25 protein-coding genes are annotated in these 23,048 nt (G+C 65.6%); 23 read left to right on the top strand and 2 right to left on the bottom strand.

Annotated features, from left to right (window positions below):
- Positions 1-20: 20 nt before the first annotated feature.
- The 7 genes from LG661_RS10095 to LG661_RS10065 all read left to right on the top strand — a co-directional run bounded on the left by LG661_RS10095 (position 21) and on the right by LG661_RS10065 (position 4,496).
- Entirely contained in the window at positions 21-518 is a 498-nt protein-coding gene (locus tag LG661_RS10095; RefSeq protein ID WP_230531750.1) for a universal stress protein, read from the top strand.
- A gap of 123 nt (positions 519-641) precedes the next feature.
- Positions 642-1,202, top strand: coding sequence for a NifU family protein (locus LG661_RS10090; RefSeq protein WP_230531749.1), 561 nt, complete (start codon positions 642-644; stop codon positions 1,200-1,202).
- 72 nt (positions 1,203-1,274) lie between these two features.
- A complete protein-coding gene (locus tag LG661_RS10085; RefSeq protein ID WP_230531748.1) occupies positions 1,275-1,865 on the top strand; it encodes a malonic semialdehyde reductase in 591 nt (196 codons plus the stop codon).
- Positions 1,866-2,048: 183 nt separating this feature from the next.
- Entirely contained in the window at positions 2,049-2,735 is a 687-nt protein-coding gene (gene tsaB, locus LG661_RS10080) for a tRNA (adenosine(37)-N6)-threonylcarbamoyltransferase complex dimerization subunit type 1 TsaB (RefSeq protein ID WP_230531747.1), read from the top strand.
- Positions 2,732-3,217 carry a GNAT family N-acetyltransferase gene (locus tag LG661_RS10075; RefSeq protein ID WP_230531746.1) on the top strand — a complete coding sequence of 162 codons (486 nt, stop codon included), beginning with the start codon at positions 2,732-2,734 and terminating at the stop codon, positions 3,215-3,217. The genes tsaB and LG661_RS10075 overlap by 4 nt, the downstream gene beginning before the upstream one ends.
- Positions 3,218-3,273: 56 nt before the next feature.
- Positions 3,274-3,732: a Fur family transcriptional regulator gene (locus LG661_RS10070; protein ID WP_268995446.1), complete on the top strand. Its 459-nt coding sequence runs from the start codon at positions 3,274-3,276 to the stop codon at positions 3,730-3,732.
- A complete protein-coding gene (locus LG661_RS10065) occupies positions 3,729-4,496 on the top strand; it encodes a lysophospholipid acyltransferase family protein (protein ID WP_230531745.1) in 768 nt (255 codons plus the stop codon). The genes LG661_RS10070 and LG661_RS10065 overlap by 4 nt, the downstream gene beginning before the upstream one ends.
- 7 nt (positions 4,497-4,503) lie before the next feature.
- Here LG661_RS10065 and LG661_RS10060 read toward each other — a convergent pair whose 3' ends face one another.
- Entirely contained in the window at positions 4,504-5,442 is a 939-nt protein-coding gene (locus LG661_RS10060) for a transcriptional regulator GcvA (RefSeq protein WP_230531744.1), read from the bottom strand.
- A 123-nt stretch (positions 5,443-5,565) separates the two neighbouring features.
- Here LG661_RS10060 and LG661_RS10055 point away from each other — a divergent pair, with 123 nt between their 5' ends.
- The 16 genes from LG661_RS10055 (at position 5,566) to truB (ending at position 22,244) form a co-directional block, all read left to right on the top strand.
- Positions 5,566-5,805, top strand: a complete 240-nt coding sequence (locus LG661_RS10055) for a DUF1127 domain-containing protein (RefSeq protein WP_230531743.1) — start codon at positions 5,566-5,568, stop codon at positions 5,803-5,805.
- A gap of 17 nt (positions 5,806-5,822) precedes the next feature.
- The gene (locus LG661_RS10050) at positions 5,823-6,506 is read left to right on the top strand and encodes a glutathione S-transferase family protein (protein WP_230531742.1); all 684 of its coding nucleotides are present in this window, start codon (positions 5,823-5,825) and stop codon (positions 6,504-6,506) included.
- A gap of 181 nt (positions 6,507-6,687) precedes the next feature.
- Positions 6,688-8,046 (top strand): tRNA (N6-isopentenyl adenosine(37)-C2)-methylthiotransferase MiaB, encoded by a 1,359-nt coding sequence (miaB, locus tag LG661_RS10045; RefSeq protein WP_230531741.1) that lies wholly within the window; start codon positions 6,688-6,690, stop codon positions 8,044-8,046.
- 62 nt (positions 8,047-8,108) lie between these two features.
- On the top strand, positions 8,109-9,206 hold the full coding sequence (locus tag LG661_RS10040; RefSeq protein WP_407666693.1) for a PhoH family protein: 1,098 nt from the start codon (positions 8,109-8,111) through the stop codon (positions 9,204-9,206).
- Positions 9,207-9,220: 14 nt separating this feature from the next.
- Positions 9,221-9,679, top strand: a complete 459-nt coding sequence (gene ybeY, locus LG661_RS10035) for an rRNA maturation RNase YbeY (RefSeq protein ID WP_230531788.1) — start codon at positions 9,221-9,223, stop codon at positions 9,677-9,679.
- Positions 9,680-9,710: 31 nt separating this feature from the next.
- Positions 9,711-10,751 carry a hemolysin family protein gene (locus LG661_RS10030; protein ID WP_230531740.1) on the top strand — a complete coding sequence of 347 codons (1,041 nt, stop codon included), beginning with the start codon at positions 9,711-9,713 and terminating at the stop codon, positions 10,749-10,751.
- Positions 10,748-12,358, top strand: a complete 1,611-nt coding sequence (lnt, locus tag LG661_RS10025; RefSeq protein ID WP_230531739.1) for an apolipoprotein N-acyltransferase — start codon at positions 10,748-10,750, stop codon at positions 12,356-12,358. Before LG661_RS10030 ends, lnt begins: the two co-directional genes overlap by 4 nt.
- Before the next feature lie 46 nt (positions 12,359-12,404).
- On the top strand, positions 12,405-12,803 hold the full coding sequence (locus LG661_RS10020) for a helix-turn-helix domain-containing protein (protein WP_230531738.1): 399 nt from the start codon (positions 12,405-12,407) through the stop codon (positions 12,801-12,803).
- A gap of 117 nt (positions 12,804-12,920) precedes the next feature.
- On the top strand, positions 12,921-14,099 hold the full coding sequence (gene metK, locus LG661_RS10015; protein ID WP_230531737.1) for a methionine adenosyltransferase: 1,179 nt from the start codon (positions 12,921-12,923) through the stop codon (positions 14,097-14,099).
- Positions 14,100-14,105: 6 nt separating this feature from the next.
- Positions 14,106-14,789 carry a tRNA (guanine(46)-N(7))-methyltransferase TrmB gene (trmB, locus tag LG661_RS10010; RefSeq protein ID WP_230531736.1) on the top strand — a complete coding sequence of 228 codons (684 nt, stop codon included), beginning with the start codon at positions 14,106-14,108 and terminating at the stop codon, positions 14,787-14,789.
- 150 nt (positions 14,790-14,939) lie between these two features.
- Positions 14,940-15,569, top strand: coding sequence for a ribosome maturation factor RimP (rimP, locus tag LG661_RS10005; protein WP_230531735.1), 630 nt, complete (start codon positions 14,940-14,942; stop codon positions 15,567-15,569).
- Between the two features lie 12 nt (positions 15,570-15,581).
- Positions 15,582-17,201, top strand: a complete 1,620-nt coding sequence (nusA, locus tag LG661_RS10000) for a transcription termination factor NusA (RefSeq protein WP_230531734.1) — start codon at positions 15,582-15,584, stop codon at positions 17,199-17,201.
- 31 nt (positions 17,202-17,232) lie between these two features.
- The gene (locus LG661_RS09995; RefSeq protein WP_230531733.1) at positions 17,233-17,904 is read left to right on the top strand and encodes an RNA-binding protein; all 672 of its coding nucleotides are present in this window, start codon (positions 17,233-17,235) and stop codon (positions 17,902-17,904) included.
- Entirely contained in the window at positions 17,901-20,732 is a 2,832-nt protein-coding gene (gene infB, locus LG661_RS09990) for a translation initiation factor IF-2 (protein ID WP_230531732.1), read from the top strand. Before LG661_RS09995 ends, infB begins: the two co-directional genes overlap by 4 nt.
- A gap of 160 nt (positions 20,733-20,892) precedes the next feature.
- The gene (gene rbfA / locus LG661_RS09985; protein ID WP_230531731.1) at positions 20,893-21,318 is read left to right on the top strand and encodes a 30S ribosome-binding factor RbfA; all 426 of its coding nucleotides are present in this window, start codon (positions 20,893-20,895) and stop codon (positions 21,316-21,318) included.
- A gap of 5 nt (positions 21,319-21,323) precedes the next feature.
- Entirely contained in the window at positions 21,324-22,244 is a 921-nt protein-coding gene (gene truB / locus LG661_RS09980; RefSeq protein WP_230531730.1) for a tRNA pseudouridine(55) synthase TruB, read from the top strand.
- Positions 22,245-22,490: 246 nt separating this feature from the next.
- Here truB and LG661_RS09975 read toward each other — a convergent pair whose 3' ends face one another.
- Complete coding sequence (locus tag LG661_RS09975; RefSeq protein WP_230531729.1) at positions 22,491-23,027, bottom strand: ferritin-like domain-containing protein; 537 nt, start codon at positions 23,025-23,027, stop codon at positions 22,491-22,493.
- Positions 23,028-23,048: the final 21 nt, after the last annotated feature.

The following is a 23,048-nucleotide window of genomic DNA, read 5'->3' as shown; positions in this document are numbered from 1 at the left end:
CCGATGCGGGAGAACGTGCTGTGAGCGGCAAACGGCAATCCTACGAGGCCGGCCACCGGCCGAAATTCATGGTGGTGATCGACAAGACACCGGAATGCGCCCGGGCGGTTCACTTCGCCTCCCGGCGTGCAGCCCGCACGGGCGCGAGCATCATCATGCTCTCGGTCGTCGATCCGCCCGATAATTTCGAGTGGATCGGCGTCGGCGAAGCGATGATCGAGGAGGCCCGCGAGGAGGCCGAGAAGCGGCTCGAGAATGCGGCCCGCGAGGCGCGCAACGCCGCCGGCGTGGAGCCGGAGCAGGTGATCCGCGTGGGCAGTCGGGCCGAGGAGATCATCGCGCTCATCAACGAGGACGAGGATATCTCATTCCTCGTGCTGGCTGCCGGCGCAAGCAAGGAGGGCCCTGGTCCCCTGGTTTCGACGCTTGCCGGCAAGGCCGCCTCCACCTTTCCGATCCCGATCGTCATCGTGCCCGGCGGCCTGACGGACGAGGAGATCGACGCGCTGGCGGGGTAACGGCCTCCTCATTCTCCCCTTGGAATCCGCCTCGTCCCGATCCACATTGGAAATGGAACCTGTTAGAATAATTCTAAGACCCCAACTCGGCCGGCCTTGAACCGGCGCAGAGGACCACAAGCGATGTTCATCCAGACTGAAGCCACTCCAAATCCAGCCACCCTGAAGTTCCTGCCCGGCCGCGTTGTCATGCCGGAGGGCACCTTCGAGGCGAAGACCCCCGAACAGGGCGAGGTTTCGCCCCTGGCCCAGCGCCTCTTCGCCGTGCCGGGCGTCACCGGCGTCTTCTTCGGCTACGACTTCATCACCGTTACTAAGGCCGACGGCGAGTGGCAGCACCTGAAGCCGGCCATTCTCGGTGGGATCATGGAGCATTTCATGACCGGCGCACCGCTCTTCGCGAACGGTTACGGCGCAACGGATGACGACGGCGAGGAGTTCTTCGACCCGGAAGACGCCTCCACGGTGGAGACGATCAAGGAGCTGCTGGAGACCCGCATCCGCCCGGCGGTGGCGGGCGACGGCGGCGACATCACCTTCCGCGGCTTCAAGGACGGCACCGTCTATCTCGTCATGAAGGGCGCCTGCTCGGGCTGCCCCTCCTCGACCGCGACCTTGAGGCACGGGATCCAGAATCTGCTGCGCCACTTCCTCCCGGACGTGCGCGAGGTGCAGGCGGTTTGATCCTGCCCCGAGGGCTCTAGAATTACGGGCGCGGCCTCAAGGGACCGCGCCTTTTTCTTTGGGAGGTTTTCTTTGCCAAGCCTATCCGACGCCGCCCTCGACCAGCTCTTCCGCGAGGCCCGCACCCACCGCTGGTGGGAGGACAGGCCGATCCCCGAGGAGACCCTTCGGGCCGTCATTGACCTCGCCAAGCTAGGACCGACGAGCGCCAATTCCTGTCCGGGACGCTTCGTCCTCGTCGTGTCGCGGGAAGCAAAGGAGAAGCTGAAGCCCCATCTCGACGAGGGCAATGTGCGCCAGACCATGAGCGCACCGGCGACCGTGATCGTGGCCCACGACATGGAGTTCTACGAGAAGCTCGATTTCCTTGCTCCGCACAGCAAGGACGCGCGGAGCTGGTTTGCGGGCAAGCCGGACGTCATCGAGAAGGCAGCCTTCCAGGGCTCCTTGCTTCAGGGGGCCTACGTCATCATGGCGGCCCGGGCGCTGGGGCTCGATTGCGGCCCCATGGGCGGGTTCGACCGCAAAGGCGTGGACGAGACCTTTTTCCCGGACGGCAAGATCAAGTCGAACTTCCTCATCAATCTCGGCTACGGGCTGAAGGAGAAGCTCCATCCGCGCCAGCCGCGTTTCGCCTTCGAGGAGTTCTGCACGATCCTTTGATCGCGACACGAAACAGGTTTCCTCCGCTCCGGATCATGCTCTAAAGCATCGGACCCGAAGGTGGATTTGCACTTCTGGGATCCCATCGATGCTTTCTCTTTGAATGAGAGCATCGTGCGGAAAATCGGATCCACTTTTCCGCACGATGCTCTAAAGATGCGTCCGAGATCACGGAGATGAACCTTGCGCGTCCTTGCCATCGACACGGCGCTCGGCGCCTGCTCGGCCTGCATCTGGCAGGCAGGAGACGAGGAGCCCATGGCCGTCGAATCCATCGCCATGGAGCGCGGCCATGCGGAGGCCCTGCTGCCGCTCATCGACCGGGTGGCGAGCCAGGTGGAGAGGGGGTTCAAGAGCCTCGACCGGGTCGCCGTGACGGTCGGGCCCGGCAGCTATACGGGCCTCAGGGTCGGCATCAGCGCCGCCCGGGGCATTGGGCTGGCTGCCGGCATCCCGGTGGTGGGCGTCGCGACGCTCTCGGCCTTCATCGCCCCGCTCATGGCCGGCCAGGAGAGGCGCGGACTCTTCACCGCCGCCATCGACGCCAAGCACGGGCATATCTACATCCAGGCCATCGCGCCCGGCGGCCGCGCGATCATCCCGCCGAGCCTCCTGAGCTTCAGGGACGCTCTCCGTCTTCTCGGCTCGGGCCCCATTCTCGTCACCGGTTCGGCGGCGGCGATGCTGGCCGCCGAGGCGCGGATCCATGGCATCGAGGCCAGAATCGCCGATGTCTCGCCTTTCCCCAACATCACCTGGGTGGCGCGGCTCGGGGCGCTCGCCGATCCGAATCAGGCCCTGCCGAAGCCGCTCTACCTGCGTGAGGCCGACGCCAAGCCGCAGTCAGGCGCGCGAATCGCCCGGCAATGAGCTTTCTCGACCGGTTCACGAAGCCGCCTGCCCCGCGAATCGAGCCGATCGGGAGCGAAGCCGCCGCGCGGCTTGCTGCGATCCATGCCGCCTCGTTCTCGCGGTCCTGGAGCACGCTGGATTTCGAACGTCTGCTGGGCGAACGCGGGGTCATCGGCGACGGGCTTTTCCTCGGGCGCAGCGAGAAGCCTGCGGGTTTCGTCCTGTCGCGGATCGTGGTGGACGAGGCGGAAATCCTCACGGTGGCCCTGGCCCCCGAGGCGCGCGGGCGCGGTCATGCCATCCCCCTCCTCTCCTGCCATCTGGAGGAGCTTTCCCGTCGCGGAGTCCGCAAGGTCCATCTTGAGGTCGAGGAAGGAAACCAGCCGGCCATCGCCCTCTACCGCCGCCTCGGTTTCCGGGAGATCGGACGCCGGACGGGCTATTATCTCAAGCCCGACGGGGCTCGGCTTGCCGCCCTGACCATGGCTTTGGACCTGTAGCCCTGCCGGGCGGCGTCCGCTATGAAGGCTGCGAGGGGAGTCAGCAAGCCTTGGCCGTGAAGTCCGTGAAATCCGCGAAAGCGCGCCGTTCGGACGCCATCGAGCGCGCCTGCCGCGAGAAGGGCCTGCGCATGACCGGCCAGCGCAAGGTCATCGCGCAGATCCTCGATTCCGCCGAGGACCACCCCGACGTGGTGGAGCTGCACCGCCGCGCGGCCGAAGTGGACGACCGCATCTCGCTCTCCACCGTCTACCGGACCGTGAAGCTCTTCGAGACGGAGGGCATCCTCGAACGGCTCGATTTCCGCGACGGCCGATCCCGCTACGAGCAGGCGGCCCGTGAGCACCACGACCACCTCATCAATCTCGAAACCGGCGCCGTGATCGAGTTCCGCTCCGAGGAGATCGAGGCGCTGCAGACTGAAATCGCGCGGCGGCTCGGCTACAAGGTCGTCTATCACCGGCTCGAGCTTTACGCAGTGCCCCTCCCGAAGGGACCGAAGGACGACACGTGATCCGGATCGCAAGCTATGCCAGGCTGCTGCTGCTCGGCCTGTGCTGCCTCGTGCTCATCCCCCTGCAGATGCTCGCCCTCCGCTTCGGCTGGTCGATGCTGCATGACGTGCCCACGTGGTTTCACCGCATTCTGCTGCGCCTCTTCAATGTCCGCGTGATCGAACGCGGAAAGCCCCCGGGGAGGACCGCGACCCTGGTGGTGGCGAATCATGTCTCCTGGCTCGACATTCCCGTCATCGGATCGCTCCATCCGCTCTCCTTCATCGCGAAGTCCGAGATCGAGAACTGGCCGGTGGTCGGCCTTCTCGCGAAGCTCCAGCGTTCGGTCTTCATCGACCGGCAGCGCCGGAAGGCGACAGCCGAGGTGAACGATGCGCTGGCCCACCGGCTGGTGAAGGGCGAGGTGATCGTGCTGTTTGCGGAAGGCACGACGGGCGATGGCAACCGACTCCTCCCCTTCCGCTCCTCCCTTGTGGGTGCCGCTCAGACGGTTCTCGTGCAGGACAGCATGGAGCGGGTGAATCTGCAGCCGCTGGCCATCGCCTATACCGGCCGCCATGGTCTGCCTATCACCCGGCGCGACCGTCCCTTCATCGCCTGGTACGGCGACATGGATCTTGGCCCTCATCTCAAGCTGTTCATCGAGGGCCACCCCATCGACGTGGTCGTGACCTGGGGCGAGCCGATCCCCTTCAACGGCAACCGCAAACAGGCAACCCAGGCCGCCGAGGCCGAGGTGCGCCGGGCGCTGAAGGCTGCGTGATCGCCCGTTACGGCTGCCACGCAGCCTCGGCGGCCGCCTGGACCCTGGCTTCGTCGAGGAGCCAAGCGCGGAAAGCCGCCAGGGCTGGCCTGTCTGCGACGGCTTCCGGGCAGACGACGTAATACTGATAGGCCCCTTTCACCTGGTGCGGAAAGGGCTGCACGAGGCGGCCGGCCTGGAGATAGTCGCCGATCAGGACATTGGTCGCCAGCGCCACCCCCTGCCCCGAAGCGGCGGCCTGAAGGCAGAGATAGGTGTGGGGGAAGCTCGGGCCGCGGGAGGTGTCGACGCCCTCGACCCCGACGGCCGCGAGCCAACGGTCCCAGGTCGTGTAGTCCGGGATGCTCTCGACGGATTCGTGCAGCAGCGTGTGATGGCGCAGGTCCGCCGGCCCGTTCAGGGGCCGCTTCGGATCGCTCAGCAGCGCGGCGCTGCAGACGGCGAAGAAATGTTCCTCCATCAGGAGGTCCGTTCTCAGGCCCGGATAGTTCCCGCGACCGAAGCGGATCGCCACGTCCACGTCTTCGCGCGCGAAATCCGTCAGCCGCGTGTCGACGGAGACCCGGACCTCCAGTTCGGGATGGCGCTCCCTTAAGGAGCCAAGCCGCGGGATGAGCCAGCCCGCCGCGAAACTGGGCATGGAGCTGACCGTGATCACGCTCGACCTGTCGGACCGCAGGGCCTTGGCGGTCGCCTCGTCGAGGCGATCAAGCACCTCCGAGAGCGAGGCGGCGTAGCTCTCGCCGAGCGGCGTCAGGGCGACGCCGCGGGAGGGCTGTCGGACGAAGAGCGGACGCCCGAGCCAGGCCTCCAGCGCCTTGACCTGCTGTCCCACGGCGCTCGCCGTCACCGCGATCTCGTCGCCGGCCTTCTCGAAATTGAGGTGGCGGGCCGCGGCCTCGAAGGCGCGCAGGGCATTGAGGGGCGGCAGGCGGCGGCGGGACATGGAAGGCTCCCGGAGGCGGTTTTACCCAAGTTCACCTTGGGCAAGACTGAAGAACTTCTCGTTTGCTTGCAACGGCCTCGAGGCGCAATCTCCCTGTTATGAACACAGTTGAAGGAGGCCGCCATGGCCATCGGATACGCCACAGTAAATCTTGGGTCGCACGCCGTAAAGCGGGAGCGTAGCCTTTCGCCGCTGCAGATCGTCCTGAAGTTAGAAGCCTGGCTGGAGCGGCGGCGGACGGCCCGGATCCTCTACGGGCTCGACGACCGGGCGCTGGCCGATATCGGCCTGTCCCGGGCCGATGTGGAGGAGTTGAATACGAGCTCCTGGCAGGATCATCTGCCCCTGCCCTTCAGCCGGTGATCCTTTGAGAGCCCGTTATGAAGCTTTATTCCGGTCCTCTGAGCCTCTTCTCCCGCAAGGTCGAGATCGCCCTTCGGGAGAAGGGATTGGCTTTCGTGCAGATCCTCGTCCCATTCAGCCAGACCAGGGGCTACAGCCCGAAGGATCCGGCCGTGCTCGCGGTGAACCCCAAGGGACAGGTTCCCGTCCTCATCGACGGGGACCTGTCCCTCTACGATTCGACGGTGATCTTCGAGTATCTGGAGGACGCTTATCCCGAACCGGCGCTCTATCCCCGCAACCCGCCGGAGCGCGCCCAGTGCCGTCTCTATGACCTCTTCGCCGACGAGGTCATGCTCGCGCCCTTGCGCTTTCTGATGCACCGGACCGAGCCCAAGGGAGAGGACCTGGAACGCTGGAACGCCAAGGAGATGAAGGCCAGGGAGGCCGAACCCGCTCTTGCCGGCCATTTCACCGAGCTCGACCGAAGGCTCCAAGGGAAGGAGTTTCTCTGCGGCGCCTTCTCCGCCGCCGACATCTCGGTCTTCATGGCCGTGTTCTGGACCCGCCGCCTTGGCGGGCCGTCATTGAAAGGACATGCAGCCCTGGCCGCCTGGTATGCCCGGCTTCGAGAGCGGCCCGCCTTCTCCAAGGTCCTGGCCGAGATCCGCGCGGCCGACGGGGAAATGTCCGCGCCGGTCGAGGGTGCTTTCCGGGAGTGAGGCGCCCGGTACAGCGGGGTGGATCCCCTTCCCGGCTCTTCGAGCCGCCGGAGATGACAAGAAGCGCGATTGCAGGCTGAGCAAATCGAGCCAAACAGCCGCTATTCTCTTGCGGGCCCAAAAGGCTTAAAAGGGCCGCTCGATCCTGCCCTTCGAATCCAAAGCACCAGGCGACCCGAGCGTGAAAAAAGTCTTCGTCAAATCCTATGGCTGCCAGATGAACGTCTATGACGCCGAGCGCATGGCGGACATGCTGGCGACCGAAGGGTACAGCGAAACCCAGGCCATGGAGGAGGCGGATCTCGTCATCCTCAACACCTGCCATATCCGCGAGAAGGCCGCCGAGAAGGTCTATTCGGAACTCGGCCGCGTGCGGGAGCTGAAGAAGGAGCGCGAGGCTTCCGGCCTGGAGACGAAGGTGGTGGTGGCCGGCTGCGTCGCACAGGCGGAGGGCAAGGAGATCCTGCGCCGCGCACCCGCGGTCGACGTGGTGGTCGGCCCGCAGAACTACCATAATCTGCCCTCTCTCCTGAAGAAGGCGCGCGCGGAGCGCGTGGTCGACACGGATTTTCCCATCGAGGACAAGTTCGACCACCTGCCGGCTCCCTCGAAGGCCAAGGTGCAGAGCCGGGGCGTGTCCGCCTTCCTCACGATCCAGGAGGGCTGCGACAAGTTCTGCACCTTCTGCGTGGTGCCCTATACCCGCGGCGCGGAAGTCTCGCGCCCCGTTTCGAAGATCCTCGACGAGGCGATGCGGCTGGCGGATGCGGGCGTGCGCGAGTTGACCCTCATCGGGCAGAACGTGAACGCCTATCACGGCGAGGGGCCGGACGGCGCCGTCTGGTCCTTGGGACGCCTGCTGCACCGCCTGGCGAACGTGCCCGGCATCGCGCGTCTTCGCTACACCACGAGCCATCCGCGCGACATGGACGACGAGCTGATCGCCGCGCACCGGGATCTGCCGGCGCTCATGCCCTATCTGCATCTGCCGGTGCAATCGGGCTCCGACCGCATTCTCGACGCCATGAACCGCAAGCACACCGGCGATGAGTACCGCCGCCTGATCGAGCGCATCCGCAAGGCCCAGCCGGACCTGGCGCTGTCCTCAGACTTCATCGTCGGCTTTCCCGGCGAGACGGACGAGGATTTCGAGGAGACCATGCGGCTCGTGGCGGATGTCGGTTTCGCCAGCTCCTTCTCGTTCAAGTACAGCCCCCGCCCCGGCACGCCGGCGGCGGAAATCGCGGATCAGGTGTCCGAGGCCGTGAAGGCTGAGCGTCTGGCGCGGCTGCAAAACCTGTTGGAAATGCAAAGACAGGCTTTCAATCGCGGAACCGTTGGCCAGACTCTCGACGTTCTCTTGGAGAAGCCGGGTCGTCACCCGGGTCAGATGGCCGGCAAGTCGCCCTATCTGCAGGCCGTGCAGTTCGAGAGCGACCGCCACGCCATCGGTGAGATCGTGACGGTGCGGATCACGCAGGCAGGCTCGAACAGCCTGTTCGGGGAAGTATCGAAGCCGGGCGACATGGCTGCGGCTTAAAGCAAGTTCAAGAGTTCAGTACCGTTCGCCCCAGGGCGGCAACGGAAACAGAGGAGAGGCATTTGAGGCCAGCGGATAACGGGACCGCACGCGCGCAAAAGGGACGGACCCACACGAATCTGCATCCTGGCGTCGTGGAAGAGGCCGAGATCGCTCTCACCTTCGACGACAACCGCCTCGCCAGCCTTGTTTTCGGCCAGTACGACCAAAACCTGGCCCATCTGGAGCGGCGCCTGAACGTGGCCGCCGTTGCCAACGGCAACCGGGTCACGGTCAAAGGCTCCCCCGAGGCCTCCGAGCTGGCGCGGCGGGTGCTGGAAGGGCTCTACGAGCGCGCCCGCAGCGGCGCGACCTTGAGCCCGGGCGACGTGGACGGTGCGATTGAGGAGAGCACCCTTCAAGGCAGCCTTTTCCCGGCGGCCGACGAGGCTGTTCCCGGCCTGACCGCCTTCGACCAGATCGCCACCCGCCGGCGTGGGCCGGTGCGCGCCCGCAATGCGGCGCAGAACACCTACATCAAGGCGCTTAAAACGAACGAGCTGGTCTTCGCCGAAGGCCCTGCCGGTACCGGTAAGACCTGGCTTGCGGTCGGCTATGCCGTCTCGCTTCTGGAAGCGGGCCAGGTGGACCGCCTCATCATCTCGCGTCCTGCCGTGGAGGCGGGCGAGCGCTTGGGCTTCCTCCCCGGCGACATGCGCGAGAAGGTCGATCCCTATCTTCGCCCGATCTACGATGCGCTCTACGATTTCATGGAGGCGCGCCACGTAGACCGTGGCCTCCAGACCGGCATGATCGAGATCGCGCCGCTCGCCTTCATGCGCGGGCGCACGCTCACCAACGCCCTGGTGCTGCTCGACGAGGCACAGAACACCACCTCCATGCAGATGAAGATGTTCCTCACCCGTCTCGGCGAGGGCTCGCGCATGATCATCACGGGCGACCCGACCCAGATCGACCTGCCCCCGGGGCAGAAATCCGGTCTGGTCGAGGCGGTCCGCATCCTGCAGGGGGTGGAGGGCATTGCCCGCGTCACCTTCAAGGAGCAGGACGTGGTGCGCCATGACCTCGTGCGCCGCATCGTGGCGGCCTACGACAAAGCCGCCAAACAGGAGCCGCCGCAACAGGAGCAAGCCTACCGCGAACGGGACCGCAGGCCGTGATCGAGCTCGACATCATGGTCGAAGAGGGCGATTGGGAGGCTCTTCCCGACGTGGAAGCCCTCGCGCAGAAGGCCGCCTCGGCGGCCCTGGCCGTGACCTACGAGGCCGATGAGGATTTCGAGGCGGACGTCATGCTCACCGACGACGCCCATGTACAGGAACTGAACCGCACCTGGCGGGGAAAGGACAAGCCGACCAATGTCCTGTCCTTCCCGGCGCCCGAGCAGCCGGGTGCGACAGGCCCTCGCCATTTGGGCGATATTGCATTAGCCTATGAAACGCTGGTGCGTGAAGCCGAGGAGGAATCCAAGGAGCTTGCGCACCATTTTGCCCATCTGGTCGTCCATGGGGTCCTGCATCTTCTCGGCTACGATCACGAGACCGAGGCTGAGGCGGACATCATGGAGGCTCTTGAGGTAAAAGCGCTTGCCACCCTTGGCATCGCCGATCCCTATCGCGATATGGCAGCTTGAACAGTGATGTTGAGGCTGAAGCCCGAAAGCAATGAACGAAGATCGAAGTCGTAACGACCGCCCTCCCCGAGCTCTGCCGGACGACGGCGAAACCCGCGACCAGCATTGGTACGACCGGTTCCTGAACCGCCTGGGTCTCAAACCCCGCGATTCCATCCGCGACAACCTTGAGGACGCCCTCGCCGAGGCCGTCGAAGGCACGGACTTCACGCCCCAGGAAAGGGCGATGCTGAAGAACGTGCTGGGCTTCCACCGCATCCGCGTGGAGGACGTGATGGTGCCCCGCGCCGACATCGTGGCGGTGGCGGCCGATACCAATCTCGGCGAGTTGCTCAACATCTTCAGAACCGCGGGTCATTCCCGCCTGCCGGTCTACGGCGAAACCCTCGACGACCCGAAGGGCATGGTCCACATCCGGGACTTCCTGGATCTCATCGCCATGCGCGCCGACAGCGGCGCGACTATTCCGGGCGGCGACGGCGACGATATTCCCGACGTGCCGAGCCTGGGGCGGATCGACCTCTCCATGACGCTCGCCGCCTCGAACATCCTGCGCCCGGTCCTCTTCGTGCCCCGCTCGATGCCCGCCATCGACCTGCTGGTCAGGATGCAGGCGACCCGCACCCACATGGCTCTGGTCATCGACGAATACGGCGGCACGGACGGCCTCGTCTCCATCGAGGACCTCGTGGAGATGGTGGTGGGCGACATCGAGGACGAGCACGACGTCGACGCCACGCTCGCCATCGTGCAGGCCTCCGACGGCACCTTCATCGCCGATGCCCGCGCCAGCCTCGACGAGGTCAAGGAGGCGCTCGGCGTCGACCTGACGGAGGAGGAAGGGGCCGAGGACATCGACACCATCGGCGGCTTCATCGTGACCCTGGCCGGCCGCGTCCCGGCCCGCAACGAGGTCATCGTGGGTCCGGCAGGCCTGGAATTCGAGGTTCTGGACGCGGATCCCCGCCGGGTGAAGCGGCTGCGGATCTATCCCAAGAAGCTTCCGGTCGAAACGGAAACGCAGGAAAATCCCGCTCTTGCCTCGCGCCCTGAAAGCGCCGCGGCGGAATGATGCCCATTGCCGACCGCGTCGCCCTCGCCCGGGGATGGCGACGCTGGCTCGCGGGCTTTGCGGCCGGGGCCGTCGGGGCTCTCGCCATGCCGCCCTTCGGCTTCATCCCCGCCCTTGCCCTGTCGCTCTCTCCCGCGATCTGGCTCCTGGACGGGACCGGCAAGGGCGAAGCCCGGCGCTGGGGCTCTCTCAAGGCAGCGGCCATCATCGGCTGGTTCTGGGGCTTCGGCTATTTCGTCGCCGGCCTCTGGTGGCTGGGCGCGGCCTTTCTGGTTGAGGCGGACCAGTTCGCCTGGGCCCTGCCCTTCGGCGTGCTGGGCCTTCCCGCCCTCCTCGCATTCTTTCCTGCCTTCGGCTTCGCCCTGGCGCGTCTCCTCTGGACGCCGGATTCCTGGCGCATCCTCGCCTTCGCGCTCGGCCTGACGGTGAGCGAGATCCTCAGGGGCCATCTCTTCACCGGCTTTCCCTGGAACACCTTGGGCATGGCGCTCGGCCAGAACCTCTGGCTGATGCAGACCGCCTCGGTCGTCGGCCTCTACGGCCTGACCTTTCTGGCCGTGGGCATGGCGGCCGCGCCGGCCCTCCTCGTCACGGGTCGCACTCGGCTGGAGCGCTGGGCGGTTCCGGGCTCTGCGCTGGCGCTTCTCGCGGGCCTCGCCGCCTTCGGCGCCTGGCGCCTTCCCGCTCAGCCCCTGCCCAGCGTGGAGAATGTGCGCCTGCGCATCATGCAGCCGAACCTGCCCCAGGACGCCAAGTTCAACCCAAGAAACCGTGACGCCATCATGCGGCGCTACCTGACTGTCAGCGCCTCTCCGGGGCGCAACGGCAGCGGGCATGAGGAGGCGACCCATATCGTCTGGCCGGAATCGGCCTTTCCCTTCCTCCTCCACCGCGATCCCGGGTCGCTGGCCCAGATCGCGACCCTTCTCCGGCCGGGCTCCGTCCTGATCACGGGAGCGGCGCGCATGGACCCGCCCCTGCCTGGGGAAGCCGTCGGCAAGTTCTTCAACGCCATCCAGGTCATTGACCATCAGGGCACGATCACAGCGACCTACGATAAAGTGCATCTGGTCCCCTTCGGCGAATACGTGCCGAAGTTTCTCGACGCCCTAATCCGGGCCGTGGGCCTGCGCCAGTTCGTGCATATCCCAGGCGGGTTTGAGCCGAGCGCGATGAGAACCGCGCTCGCTGTCCCTGGTCTGCCGCCTGTTGCGGCGACGATCTGCTACGAGGCGATCTTTCCGGGAGAGATCCTGGGCGACGGACCCCGCCCGGATGTCATCCTCAACGTGACCAATGATGGCTGGTTCGGAATCACTCCGGGCCCGTATCAGCATTTCGCTCAGGCGCGGCTGCGGGCGGTGGAGGAGGGACTGCCTCTGGTGCGGGCGGCCAATACCGGAATATCGGCCGTAATCGACCCTTACGGGCGCATCCAGGATTCTGTTCCATTGGGGGTTGAAGGAATTCTGGACTCTGCATTGCCGATTTCGATTGCTGCGACGACTTACCGCGAATTCGGTAGGTTTTCTTTGACGGCCACGCTTATGATCTGCTTAATGGCCCTGATTGCACACCGAAGACTGCAATCCTCTAAACTGAGTTAATACCATGCCTTGACGTTACGTCCGAAGGGCAAGGAAGCATGCGCTGATGAAGAAATCGACCAGCTCCATCGACAAGGAAATTGGAAGCCGGGTGCGCATGCGCCGTATTTCCATCGGCATGAGTCAGGAAAAGCTGGGCGATATGCTTGGTCTGACCTTCCAGCAGGTCCAGAAATACGAGAAGGGCACGAACCGGATCAGCGTGGCGAGGCTGGTCGACATCGCCAAGATCCTCGGCGTCGACATTCACTTCTTCTTCAACGGCATCAAGAGCATAAAGCCTGAATCCGGCTTCGCCGAGCAGGAGACGCCTCCCTATATCACGGGGGTCATGTCGACCCCTGAAGGGCTTCAGCTCATCCGGACCTTCACCAGCATCAAGAACCAGAAGGTCCGCAAGAGCATCGTCCAGCTGGTCTCGACCATCGCCGCTGAAAGCGACTAGGAGCGTTCTTAATAAAGAACGCGTTCGCTTGACCTTTCCTTAAGCCTGCGGCATGAGCATGGCTCAAGGCCTACGGCTGTAGGCAAATGACTCTTTTTGCCTCGAAGGAATTCTGTCGTGCGGCGATCAAGCTATCTTTTCACGAGCGAATCGGTTTCCGAAGGTCATCCGGACAAGGTCTGCGACCGGATTTCGGATGAGGTGGTCGATGCTTACCTGGCGGCCCAGCCGGAAGCCCGCGTCGCCTGCGAGACGCTCGCCACCACCAACCGCGTGGTCATCGCCGGCGAGGTGCGCGGCCCCGACTCCATCACCAAGGACAGGGTGATCGAGCTCGCCCGCAACGCCGTCAAGGATATCGGCTACGAGCAGGAAGGCTTCCACTGGAAGAACGCCGAGGTCGAGGTTTACCTGCACGCCCAGTCGGCCCACATCGCCCAGGGCGTCGACGCCTCCGGCAACAAGGACGAGGGCGCCGGCGACCAGGGCATCATGTTCGGTTACGCCTGCAACGAGACGCCGGAGCTGATGCCGGCCCCGATCTATTACGCCCACAAGATCCTCGAGAACCTCACCGCCGCCCGCAAGGCGAAGCAGGGCGACGCCGCCAAGCTCGGTCCCGACGCCAAGAGCCAGGTCACGGTGCGCTACGAGAACGGCAAGCCCGTCGCCGCGACGCAGATCGTGCTCTCGACCCAGCACCTCGACGAGAGCCTGTCCTCCGAGGACGTGCGCGCCATCGTCGAACCTCATATCCGCAAGACCCTCCCCGAAGGCTGGATCTCGGCACAGACCATCTGGCACGTAAACCCCACGGGGAAGTTCGTCATCGGCGGTCCGGACGGCGATTGCGGCCTTACCGGACGCAAGATCATCGTCGATACCTATGGCGGCGCAGCCCCCCATGGCGGCGGCGCCTTCTCCGGCAAGGACCCGACCAAGGTGGACCGTTCGGCGGCCTACGCCGCCCGCTATCTCGCCAAGAACGTGGTGGCCGCAGGCCTTGCCGAGCGCTGCACCCTGCAGCTTTCCTACGCCATCGGCGTGGCGAAGCCCCTGTCGATCTACGTGGACCTGCATGAGACCGGCAAGGTGAGCGAGGACAAGCTCGAGGCCGTGCTCATGGACGCCATGGATCTCTCGCCCCGCGGCATTCGCACGCATCTCGGCCTCAACCGCCCGATCTACGCCCGCACGGCCGCCTATGGCCATTTCGGCCGCCGGCCGGATGCGGATGGCGGCTTCTCCTGGGAGCGCACGGATCTCGCCGACAGCCTCAAGGCGGCGTTCCGCTAATCATCCATGAGCGAAGCCAATGAACGCGCCGGCGCTTTCTTCGGGCGCCGGAAAGGCAAGAAGCTTCGCTCCGGGCAGGACGAGCTGATCCAGAACCTTCTGCCCGCGATCCGTGTGATCCCGGGCAGTGCGCCTGCGAGCCAGTTTGCGAACCCGAATGCCCGGGAAACATGGCTCGAAATCGGCTTCGGCGGCGGCGAGCACCTCGCCGCCCAGGCCCGCGCTCACCGGGACGTGAACTTCATCGGCTGCGAGCCCTTCGTGAACGGCATGGCGAAGCTTCTTGCCGCCATCGATCACGAGAAGCTCGGCAACATCCGGGTCTGGGACGACGACGTCACCAAGCTCCTGCCGACCCTGCCCGACGCCTCCTTCGACCGGGTCTATATCCTTTACCCCGATCCCTGGCCGAAGCGCCGCCAGCGCAAGCGCCGTCTCGTCTCGGACGAGATGCTGGACGAGCTCGCGCGACTCATGCGCCTGGGCGCGGAGCTGCGCTTCGCCAGCGACATCGACGATTATATCGGCTGGGTTCTGGCCCGCGTCCTGCGCTCCGACCATTTCCGCTGGACGGCGCAGCGCGCCGACGACTGGCGCAGGCCCTATGAGGGCTGGCCAGGCACCCGCTACGAGGCCAAGGCCATCCGCGAAGGCCGCGTCCCGAGCTACCTCACCTTCATGCGGGTCTGAAACACACAGGACTTAGGACCCTTGCATTTTTGGACTTGAAACGGTATATTTCTGACGTCAGCTCTGGTTGCAGCGTCAAGCTGCTGGTCGAGAGTGGGCCCCGCCGGGTCCGCTCTTTTTTATTGCTTGAAGCCGGAGCGTCGGAGAGCCATGACGAACGAACGCGACAAGCGGCTGATTACGGAGAACGGCGTGGCCGCCCGGGTGGCGGCGATTGTCGAGCCTGTGATCGAGGATCTGGGCTTTAATCTCGTGCGGGTGAAGGTCACCGGCACGAACGGCTGCACCGTGCAGATCATGGCCGAGAGGCCGGACGGCACCATGTCGGTCAGCGATTGCGAGACCGTAAGCCGCGCGATTTCGCCGGTCCTCGACCTCGAAGATCCGATCGACCGGGCCTATTATCTCGAGATCTCCTCGCCGGGGATCGACCGCCCGCTCGTGCGCGCCAGCGATTTCGAGCGCTGGAGCGGCCATGAGGCAAAGATCGAAATGGCCGTGCCGCTGGACGGCCGCAAGCGCTTCCGGGGGTTCCTCCGGGGCGTGGAGGACGGAATGCTCGTGGTCGAGCTTCCGGACGTGAAGGAAGGTCTTGAGCCGATCGCGCGCCTGCCGCTCACCGACCTGGGCGAGGCGCATCTCGTTATGACGGATGACCTGATCCGTGAATCGCTGCGCCGGGGAACCGCGCCGACCACGGATGAACTCGATGAAGATACGGATGTGGTGGAGGCGCCGGAGCCGCGCAGCCCGTCCAAGAAGAAACCCAATTCCAATTAAGGAGTGACCTCGATGGCTGTGAGCGCCAACAGGCTTGAACTCTTGCAGATCGCCGATGCGGTCGCGCGTGAGAAGGTGATCGACAAGCAGATCGTGCTGGACGCCATGGCCGACGCCATCGCGAAGGCGGCGCGGTCCCGCTATGGCGCGGAAACCGACATCCACGCGGACATCAACCCGAAGACCGGTGAGCTGCGCCTGTCGCGCCACCTCCTCGTGGTCGAGGACGGCGCCATGGAGAACGATTCCCGCGAGATCACCCTCTCCGAAGCCCGCAGCCGGCACAATCCGGCGGCCCAGGTGGGCGACTCCATCGCCGAAACGCTGCCTCCCTTCGATTTCGGCCGTATCGCGGCCCAGTCGGCCAAGCAGGTCATCGTGCAGAAGGTGCGCGACGCCGAGCGCGACCGCCAGTACCAGGAATACAAGGACCGCATCGGCGAGGTCGTGAACGGCGCCGTGAAGCGCGTCGAGTATGGCAACGTGATCGTGGATCTCGGCCGCGGCGAGGCGATCATCCGCCGCGACGAGCTGATCCCCCGCGAGACCTTCCGCCCGGGCGATCGCATCCGCGCCTATCTCTTCGACGTCCGCCGCGAGGCGCGGGGCCCGCAGATCTTCCTTTCGCGCACCCATCCGCAGTTCATGGCCAAGCTCTTCGCCCAGGAAGTGCCGGAGATCTATGACGGCATTGTCTCGGTGCAGGCGGTTGCCCGCGATCCGGGCTCCCGCGCCAAGATCGCCGTGACCTCGCGCGATTCCTCCATCGATCCGGTCGGCGCCTGCGTCGGCATGCGCGGCTCCCGCGTCCAGGCGGTGGTGGGCGAACTCCAGGGCGAGAAGATCGACATCATTCCCTGGTCCCCCGATCAGGCGACCTTCATCGTCAACGCGCTCCAGCCGGCCGAAGTGGTCAAGGTGGTGCTCGACGAGGAGGCCGATCGCATCGAGGTCGTCGTCCCCGACGACCAGCTCTCGCTGGCCATCGGCCGCCGCGGCCAGAACGTGCGCCTTGCCTCTCAGCTCACCGGCTGGGACATCGACATCCTCACCGAGGCCGAGGAATCGGAGCGCCGCCAGAAGGAATTCGCAGAGCGCACCGATCTCTTCATGAATGCGCTCGACGTGGACGAGGTCGTGGGCCAGCTGCTCGCCTCCGAAGGCTTCCGCTCGGTCGAGGAAATCGCCTATGTGGATCCGTCCGAAGTCGCCTCCATCGAGGGCTTCGACGAGGACACCGCGGCCGAGATCCAGAGCCGCGCACAGGAGTACCTCGCCCGTATCGAGGCCGAGAACGAGGCCCGCCGCCAGGAACTCGGCGTCGCGGACGAGCTGAAGGAGATCGACGGCGTCACCACCGCCATGCTGGTCGCTTTTGGCGAGAACGACATCAAGACAGTCGAGGATCTGGCCGGCTGCGCCACCGACGACCTCGCCGGCTGGACCGAAGGTCGCGGCCCGGAGGCGACCCGCTACAAGGGTGCGCTCGACGGTTTCGACGTGTCTCGCGCCGATGCGGAGAACATGATCATGGCCGCCCGCGTGAAGGCGGGCTGGATCGAGCAGCCGGAAGAGACCGTGGAGACCGAGGGATCGGCCGAAGAGGCCGAGACCGAGGCTCAGCCGTCTTAACGCCGGCTATGGCAAAGCGAGGTCAGCACCCGTGCCGCGGCATGAACCGGAGCGCACCTGCATCGTCACCCGCGAGGCAAAAGCCCCGGCGGAGCTGATCCGCTTTGTCCTGGGACCCGACCATCAGGTCGTGCCCGATCTGAAGCACAAGCTGCCGGGCCGCGGCGTCTGGATCACGGCCCGCCGGACTATGATCGAAGAGGCGGTGAAACGCCGCCTCTTCTCCCGCGCCTTCAAGACCGAGGCCAGGGCTCCCGTGTCGCTGCCTCAGGATATCGAGCGCATGCTGCGGGACGACCTGCGCCAGGGGCTTTCCCTCGCCAACAAGGCGGGCGCGGTGATTACCGGCTTCCACAAGGTCGAGGCGGCCATCGCCGATAAGCCTGTCGTTGCCCTTATTCATGCCACAGAAGCGGCCGAAGATGGGCGTAGGAAGCTCGCGAACCAGTTGCGAAAACGCCTCGGCGACACAATATCAGGCTTTCCGGTCATCCAAGAACTGTCGAATGACGAATTGGATTTGGCATTAGGCCGGTCACATGTGATACATGCTGCCCTCGTCGCGGGCGCTGGGAGCGACGGCTTTCTGAACCGCTGGCACCGTTACCGCTCCTTTTGCGGTTCCGGAGCCGTACAAGCTGGGCTCGGTGACGGGACCGGCGAATCCACGATTTTGAAACCCGCAGGAATTGAGGCGGAATGAGTGATACGAAAAACCAGGGCGACAAGACTCTCCACGTGTCGTCCAAGACGCTTTCTCTGAAGCGGCCCGTCGAGCAAGGCGTGGTACGCCAAAGCTTCTCCCATGGCCGGTCCAAGGCGGTCGTGGTCGAGACCGTGAAGCGTCGCCCTGCCGTTGGCCCAGGCGCCAAGGACGAGAAGGCTGCGCCCCAGCAGGCGGCACCGGCTGCCAAACCTGCGGCTGCTGCGCCGAAGCCGGCTGCGCCCGCGGCCCAGGGCCGTCCGCAGCGCTCGGGCGGAGCCTCAAGCTCGACCCGGTCCTCCGGCGTGGTGCTGCAGACGCTCTCGGAGCAGGAGCGCGATGCCCGCATGAACGCGCTGGCCGATGCGCGCCGCCGCGACGAGGAAGACCGCAAGCGTCAGGCTGAGGATGCCCAGCGCCGCGCCGCCCGTGAAGTCGAGGAGGCCCGGGAGCGTGAGGCCGCCGAGGCCCGCAAGCGCGAGGAAGACGAGCGCCGCCGCCAGGACGACGAGCGCAAGCGCCGCGCCGAGGAAGAGGCCCGCCGCCGCCTGGGCGAAGAGGCCGCTCCCGCGCGTCAGGCGGCTACGGCTCCCGCCGGCCGCGAACGGACCGGCCCCCGCCCTGCCGGCGACGGCCGCGGCCCCGGTGCTCCGCGCACGGGCGCTCCGTCCGGCCCGCGTACCGGCGGCCCGCGCATGACGGGCGGCACCGATGGACGCCGTCCGCCGAGCCTCAACCATATGGCCCGCCCGGCTGCCCCGGTGGTTCCCGATCCGGAAACCGCGAAGCCCAATGCCCGCACGGCACCGCCGGTCGCAGCCCGCGCCGTCGAGGTCGAGGAGGACGAGGCTCCGCGCGCGGTCCGGCGTCCCGGCACTCCGGCCAAGCCCGTTCCCGCCCTAAAGGTGCCGAAGGCCAGCCCCGGCGAAGAAAAGCGCCGCGGCCGCCTGACCCTGGCCAATGCGACCTCTGGCGAAGAGGAGCGCACCCGCTCGCTCGCCGCCTTCCGTCGCCGCAACCAGCGCCTCATGGGCCACCGGCAGGTGGAGCAGAAGGAAAAGATCGCCCGCGAGGTGACGATTCCGGAGACGATCACGATTCAGGAACTCGCCAACCGCATGTCGGAGCGCGCCGTGGACGTGATCAAGTTCCTGATGAAACAGGGACAGATGCACAAGATCACCGACGTGATCGACGCCGATACCGCGCAGATCGTTGCGGAAGAACTCGGTCATACGGTCAAGCGCGTCGCGGAATCGGACGTCGAGGAAGGCCTGTTCGACACGCCGGACGTGGACGAGAACCTCGAACCGCGTCCGCCGGTCGTGACCATCATGGGTCACGTCGATCACGGCAAGACCTCGCTGCTCGACGCCATCCGCAAGACCAACGTGGTCTCCGGCGAAGCCGGCGGCATCACCCAGCATATCGGCGCCTACCAGGTGACGTCGCCGCTCGGCGGCAGGATCACCTTCATCGATACGCCCGGCCACGCGGCCTTTACGGCCATGCGCGCCCGCGGCGCCAAGGTGACGGATATCGTCGTGCTGGTGGTGGCGGCCGATGACGGCGTCATGCCGCAGACCATCGAGGCGATCAACCATGCGCAGGCGGCCGGCGTGCCGCTGATCGTGGCGATCAACAAGATCGACAAGCCCGACGCCAACCCCCAGCGGGTCCGCACGGAGCTCCTGCAGCACTCCATCGTCGTCGAGTCGATGGGTGGCGAGACCCTCGAATTCGAGGTGTCCGCCAAGACCGGCGACGGTCTCGAGACTCTTCTCGAAGGTCTCCAGCTGCAGGCTGAAATCCTCGAGCTCAAGGCCAATGCAGAGCGCTCGGCGGAAGGCACCGTCATCGAGGCGAAGCTCGATCGCGGCCGCGGTCCGGTGGCGACCGTGCTCGTTCAGCGCGGAACTCTCCGCACCGGCGACATCGTGGTGGCCGGCGCCGAATGGGGCCGCGTGCGCGCGCTCATCAACGATCTCGGCGCCAACGTGAAGGAGGCAGGTCCCTCCGTCCCGGTCGAGGTTCTCGGCTTCAATGGCACTCCGGAGGCTGGCGACCGCGTCGCGGTGGTCGAGTCCGAAGCCCGTGCCCGCGAGGTCACCGAGTACCGGACCCGCCAGAAGCGCGAGCGTCAGGCAGCCCGCATGGGTACCGCCGGACGGACGCTGGCCGACATGATGCGCGATCTCAAGGCCGGAGCGGGCCGCAAGGAATTCCCGCTCGTGGTCCGGGCAGACGTGCAGGGCTCGGCGGAAGCCATCGTCGGCGCTCTCGAGAAGGTGGGTAACGAGGAAGTTGCCGCCCGGATTGTCCAGGCTGGCGTCGGCGGCATCTCGGAATCGGATGTCACCCTGGCGGAAGCCTCCGGCGCCATCATCCTGGCCTTCAACGTGCGCGCCCACAAGGAAGCCCGCGAGGCGGCCGAGCGTGCCGGCATCGAGATCCGCTACTACAACATCATCTACGATCTCGTGGATGACGTGAAAGCGGCGATGTCGGGACTTCTGGCTCCGACGCTGCGCGAGGAGCGGCTCGGCGAGGCCCAGGTCCTCGAGGTGTTCAACGTCTCGAAGGTCGGCAAGATCGCAGGTTGCCGCGTTCTCGATGGCGTGGTCCAGCGCGGCGCCCATGTCCGCCTGATCCGCGACAACGTGGTGATCCACGAGGGCAAGCTGTCCCAGCTCAAGCGCTTCAAGGACGACGCCCGCGAGGTCACGTCCGGTCAGGAATGCGGTATGTCCTTCGAGAACTACCAGGACATGCGCGTCGGCGACCTGATCGAGTGCTACCGCGTGGAAGAGGTGAAGCGGTCGCTCTAAGCTCCTGCCTTCGCTCTTTCAGAACCTGAACAATGCGTCATCACCGGGCTTGTCCCGGTGATCTCGCTTTGGCGGGCTTCCATTTCTCTTCCACCGCGACGGCCGGGAGAAATCCGGTCGAGATTTCCAGCAATGTCCGGTCCAACCCCGGAGAATGATGATGGCCAAACGTTTCGAACAGACCACCGGACCTTCCCAGCGCCAGCAGCGCGTCGCCGAGCTCGTGCGCCACGCGCTCGCCGAGGTCCTCTCCCGCGGCGATCTCCAGGATGACATGCTGGCACGCCATGTCATCACCATCCCGGAGGTGCGCATGTCGCCGGACCTGAAGCTCGCGACCGCCTACGTCATGCCTCTCGGCGGCAAGGACATAGACGCTGTGCTCAAGGCCCTCGATAAGAACAAGAAGGTCCTCCGCCAGGAGGTCGCCCGCCGGGTGAACCTGAAATTCGCGCCCGAGCTCCGCTTCCGCCGCGACGAGAGCTTCGACGAGGCGGCCCGTATCGATGCGCTGCTGCGCTCGGAGAAGGTGGTCCGCGATACGGCGAAGCCTGCAGACGACGCATCCGACGACAGCGACGAGTAGAAGCCATGACCGAAGAACGTCCTCAACGTCGTCCGCAGGGCGACCGGCCAAAGAAGCGCGACGTCAATGGATGGATCATCCTCGACAAGGGCGTCGGCATGACCTCGACCCATGCGGTGGCCGTGGTGAAGCGGGGCCTCTCCGCCAAGAAGGCGGGCCATGCGGGCACTCTCGACCCGCTGGCCTCCGGCATCCTGCCGATCGCGCTGGGCGAGGCCACCAAGACCGTGCCATTCGTCATGGACGGGCGCAAATCCTACGTTTTCACCGTCGCCTGGGGCGCCGAGACGAGCACGGACGATTCCGAGGGCGAAATCGTCGAGCGGACCGACAGGGCGCCCGAGGCGGCCGAGATCGAGGTGCTCCTGCCCCGATTCACCGGCCAGGTCCAGCAGGTGCCGCCGCGCTTTTCCGCCATCAAGATCCAAGGGGAGCGCGCCTATGATCTCGCCCGCGATGGTGAGGTGGTGGAGCTGCAGCCGCGCACCGTCGAAATCGACCGCCTGGCCCTGGTGCATCACGAGGGCAACCGTTCGGTGATCGAGGCCGATTGCGGCAAGGGCACTTACGTGCGCGCGATTGCCCGCGACCTCGGCCGGACGCTCGGCTGCCTCGGCCACATCGCGGCGCTCCGGCGCACGCGGGTCGGGCCTTTCACGGAGCACGATGCGGTCACCGTGGACGATCTCGCAACCGATCCGGCGGCGCTTCGTCCGGTGGAGGCGGCCCTGAGCGAGATCCCCTCCGTTGCAGTGAGTCGGGACATGGCCGGCCGCCTCATGCGCGGCCAGTCGATCATCCTGCGCGGCCGCGAATCCCCGCTCTCGGGCAAGGTCTATGCCACCTGCAACGGCGTTCTCGTCGCCGTGGGCGACGTGGAGCGCGGCGAACTGGTGCCGCACCGGGTCTTCAATCTGGGAGCCTGAGAAGTCGTCTCCATCCTCTGCGGGAGGTCCCGGTCGGACGAGCGGCCCATTCCCCACAGAAAGATGGCCGGGACAAGCCCGGCCATGGCGTCAGCGGTAGGGATTGGTCCTAGAGCATCGTGGGGAACTGAGGTCCGCGTCAGCGAAAAGTGGATCCGGTTTTTCCCACATCAACGATGCTCTCATCATAAGAGAAAGCATCGGATGGGATCCCAAAAGTGCAAGTCCACTTTTGGGTCCAATGCTTTAGCGGTCCGATTTCAGCCCCTGAGCCTCGCGCATCAGGTACTTGCGGGTGATCGGCTCGATCTGGTCGTGGACCGCCTGGGCCATCTTCTGTTCCTCCCTCAGGGTGTCCTGGAGGGCCGGAACGAACTTCTGGTGGCCGGCGGCCTCGGCCATGGCGATGAGCGACACGTAGGACGCGATCTCGTAGTTCTCGAAGGCGTGGTTGGCGAAGGTGTTCTTGAGAACCTCGTCGGCCATGGGCATGTGGCCGGCCGCCGCCATATTGGCCATGAACTGGGTGGCGGTGTCCTTCAGCAGCGAGCGATCCTCGCCGAAATTATGCAGGATCTCGTCGAGACGGCGGATCTGCCCCTCGGTCTCCCGGATGTGCATCTGCAGAAGGCTCGACATTTCCGGGTAGTGCTCAAAGCGCTCGACCTGGCGCTGCATGAGCTGGATCGCTTCCTTCTCAAGGGCATGGGCGTTCTGAAGGCCGGTGATGAAGATGGTCCGGACGGTTTCAGAGGACGCCAGATCGGCTGTGGTGGCAACCATGGTTCAAGCTTCCTATATTGG

Source organism: Microvirga roseola (genome assembly GCF_020866965.1).
Taxonomy (GTDB): Bacteria; Pseudomonadota; Alphaproteobacteria; order Rhizobiales; family Beijerinckiaceae; genus Microvirga; species Microvirga roseola.
This window is presented reverse-complemented; position numbering and strand designations above follow the sequence as displayed.